General features: G+C 47.8%; 3 protein-coding genes. All 3 read right to left on the bottom strand.

What is annotated here, in order from left to right:
* Nucleotides 1–184 precede the first annotated feature (184 nt).
* Entirely contained in the window at nt 185–1,600 is a 1,416-nt protein-coding gene (locus WCO51_10710) for a phosphoglucomutase/phosphomannomutase family protein (protein MEI6513725.1), read from the bottom strand.
* A 69-nt stretch (nt 1,601–1,669) separates the two neighbouring features.
* Nucleotides 1,670–3,046 carry an RNA polymerase factor sigma-54 gene (gene rpoN / locus WCO51_10705; GenBank protein MEI6513724.1) on the bottom strand — a complete coding sequence of 459 codons (1,377 nt, stop codon included), beginning with the start codon at nt 3,044–3,046 and terminating at the stop codon, nt 1,670–1,672.
* A 192-nt stretch (nt 3,047–3,238) separates the two neighbouring features.
* Nucleotides 3,239–3,906: tRNA uridine-5-carboxymethylaminomethyl(34) synthesis enzyme MnmG (locus WCO51_10700; GenBank protein MEI6513723.1), on the bottom strand; the 668-nt coding region annotated here is incomplete at its 5' end.

Here is a 3,906-nt window from a genome sequence, read left to right as displayed (position 1 = left end):
AGGGATGCCTTGTGCCCGTGGTAATCTCCTCTTAACCTGTCTGTAACCATATCCGCCCTTCGACTACGCTCAGGAAGCCTACCTAGAGATACGGATTCTTATGTAGGGGCGTAGCTTGCTGCGCCCTTCGAAAGGGCAGGGCAAGCTACGCCTCTTCATAAGAAGTGAAAATAAGAAATACCCATTAGCCGTTTCTGATCGCATCGCGTATAAGCGCTTCGCCGGAGGTTATCCATTTGGTTGGTTGGGATTGATCAGTGGATTCAGAATAAACGCGGACTACCGGCTCGGTTCCTGAGGCTCGTAATAAAAGCCATCCGTTCTCGAAATCGAAACGCGTGCCGTCCATTGTCTCGATGTGTTGTACAACTGTATCCCCGATGCGTTTCGGTTTTATTTTTTTAAGCGATTCTTGGACAAAAGGCATCTCTTCTCGGGTGAAATGGAGGTCTTCTCGGCTGTAATAGTGTTCTCCTACCATATCGAAAATCTCACGGACCAGACCGCTTGCCGTCTTACCGCTCAGAGCCATCGCTTCAAGCAGCAGCAACCCAGAGAAGATACCATCGCGTTCTTTAAGATGCTTGGGAATTCCGATACCGCCGCTTTCCTCACCGCCGATAAGCACCTCTTCATCAACCATCCATTGGCAGATATATTTGAACCCGATGGGCGTAACATGAACCGGCAGGCCATAGTGAGCGGCAAGCTTATCTATCATTCGTGAGGTTGAAACTGTTTTGACAACCGAACCGCGCCAGCCGTGTCTTTCAACTAAATGTTTGAGCAATATGGCATAGATTCGATGGCTGTCCATGAACTCACCCATCTCATCAACTGCGCCCACACGGTCAGCATCGCCATCAACCGCGATGCCGATATCAGCGTGATGGCTCTTCACCGCATCAAAACAAAGCCCCAAATTCTTCGGAATTGGCTCTGGATTAATCCCGCCAAAAAGAGGATTTCGTTCTTCACGAATCGCTATTACAGGCCCGACAATTGACCCGAGATAACCTGCGCCTGCGCCATGCATCGCATCAAAAACGATATTAAAACCGGCATTCCGAATTGCTTTGAGGTCAATTAGGCTTTCCATGCTCTTTAGATAGCCGGGAGTGAGGTCTTCAGTCTTCCAGGTTCCGATATCCTTCGGCCTATCTCCCCAACGCTCATAATCCTGCAAAAGAGGCGCGATTTCGTCTTCGATTTCATCGGTAATCTCATTGAATGCCGAACCGCCGTAATAGGGTTTGAACTTAATTCCATGGAAAGCGCCGGGGTTATGGCTGGCAGTGAAGATAATTCCCCCTTGCATTCCGTATCTGACAATCGCAGAAACGGTGGCGGGGCTTGATGTAGGCCTGTCGGCGACCGTCACAGGAAATCCAAGTGAAACTAAAACTTCTGCCGCAGCGGCAGCAAATATTTCCGATTGAGAGCGGCAATCAAAACCGATAACAATTCCGGAGCCGGGCGGGTTGGTGGTTTTGATATGATTGCCGATAGCTCGCGTCACTAATCGCACGTTTGCTACTGTAAAATCATCAGCGATAACTCCTCGCCAACCTTCAGTGCCGAATTTTATCTGTGGCTTCACCTTTACCTCGCTCCTTTTATAAACAACTTAGCGCATATGGTATGAAAACGATTCTACTTCTATCTTTTACTATGCGCTATTGCGGTGACGTGATGATAGGATTTTATCCTGTCCGCGATACTTGTTGATAGTTCTTCGCGCAATATTGATACCTTGCTCCTTAAGAAGCAGCGCGATCCTCTCATCACTAAACGGTTTTGCTGGGTCTTCAGTTTCCAAAATCTGTTCGATTGCCTTTTTAATTCTCAAACTAGGCGTAAAGAAGATATCGAAGGAAATCACTTCTTCGTTTGGAAGCTGCACAAACTTGTGCATCGTGGCTCGTGAAACCGTCGATTCGTGCATCTCGAGTTCCTTGCTAATTTGAAGCCGAGTCATTGATTTTAAAAAGCTATAGGAACCGGTAGCGATAAAGCCTTCCTGAGTTTCCATCAAATATTGAACGATTTTTCGCAGTGTTCGTCTTCGCTGCTTCAAGGAATTGATAAAATTAACCGCTCGTTCCGTATATTCAACAAAGTGGGCACGGTCTTGCGCGCTAGCCGATTTCATAGCTCCGCTTTTCGCCCGATTATAGGAATCGCGATAGTGTTGGTTAACCGATAAACCGGCAGGGTCAATCCCTCTTATTTCAACTTCATACGCTTGTTCAGTTCGACGAATGATAACATCAGGGCGAATGCTGGAGCCTGTTCTCGCCGGATTAGCTTCCCATTCGCAGCGGAATGAATCACCAGGGTGAGGATTGAGAGTTAAGATGTACTTACCGACCTGTTCGATTACTACCGGAGCGACCCCAAACATTCGAGCTATCCGTTTCCATCCTCGTTTCGTGAAAAGCTCGAACGCTTCAACCAGCATTCGTTCTGCAATTGCCGAATGAGTATGGCTGTTTTGACGGACTTGAATAATCAAACATTCCTGCAGATTCCTGGCTCCTATTCCTGCCGGTTCGCACATGTGAAGGAACTTCAGCGCTTTCTCAACCTCGTTCATATCTGCGCTAAGCATAAGCGCGACTTCCTCAACATCCATTTCCAGATAGCCTTGCTCGTTAACCGCTTCGATAAGATAATTTCCGATCGAATGCAGGTCGTTCGGAAGCATTGGCAAGAGTTGTTCGCGGAGATAATCGTGCAGATGAACGGGCGCAGCAACCATGCTTGTCCAATCGTTTTCGTCATTGGGATTATAAATACGCTCTTGATAAGTCTGCATATCATCAAAACTTATAGTGGTCAAATCATGGTCAGGCGAAGAATAAAGTTGTCCGTTATCCGCTGATCCCGGGTCTTCCAATCTTTCAAGTGCGGGGTTATCGTCCAATTCCTGCTCGAGCGCTTGATCGAGTTCAGGCGCGTTCATTTGTAAGATTGAACTAGCCAGCACCAGCTTCGGATCAACCCTTACAACGAGTTGTTGCTCCTGTCGTTGTTGAGCCCACATGTATTACTCTCCGAGGCAGTGAAAATTACGAGACTCTGCCTCAAGTTGTATTCCATAGATCGGGCCAAAACACGCTCGACTGATCCACTTATGCTGATTTTATTGTCAAATGGCTCTAAAAGCATGCGTTCCTGCATTCAAAAGCAATAATATCGACTCGCTTGAGTCGTGTCAGCGTTATTGAGGGATGAGTTAGAGGGTCTCTTCGGATTTAGCCTGTTGCCTTGCAAGTGACTTCATATACACCAATAAAACTGCAATATCCGAAGGGCGCACACCGGGGATTCGTGAGGCATGGCCAATCGAGCGTGGGCGTATGCGGGAAAACTTTTCGCGGCTCTCATAGGATAAAGAGGGAACGCAGTGATAATCGATTTCTTCGGGGATTAGGCAGTGTTCGAGCTTTCGATGTTGATCAACTTGAGCTTGTTGACGGCCTAGATAGCCTTCATATTTAGCGATAATTTCAACTTGTTCGGCTACTTCGAGTCGGACGGGTGATTCAGGGGGGAACATTTCGCACAAGCTCTTATGGCTCATCTCCGGCCGCCGTAGTAAGTCTAATAGTGAAATCCTCTGTGAGAGCGCTGCCGAACCTCTATGAGATAACTGCAGGTTGTGTATGCCGCTTGCATGGTGCGTGCGCAGGCGAATAAGCTCAATCTCAGTTAAACGGGTTTTTTCTTTATAACGCTCCCAGCGCTTCTCGGTGCAGAGACCAATTTCATGCGAAATGGGGGTAAGCCTCTGGTCAGCGTTATCGTGGCGCAAACTCAATCGGTATTCAGCGCGCGCGGTCAGCATGCGATAGGGGTCTTCGACGCCTTTAGTGATGAGGTCGTCAATCATCACGCCGATAT

This window comes from bacterium (assembly GCA_037131655.1).
Classification (GTDB): domain Bacteria; phylum Armatimonadota; class Fimbriimonadia; order Fimbriimonadales; family JBAXQP01; genus JBAXQP01.
The sequence above is the reverse complement of the archived record's forward strand: the minus strand, read 5'-3'. Positions and strand labels throughout refer to the sequence as shown.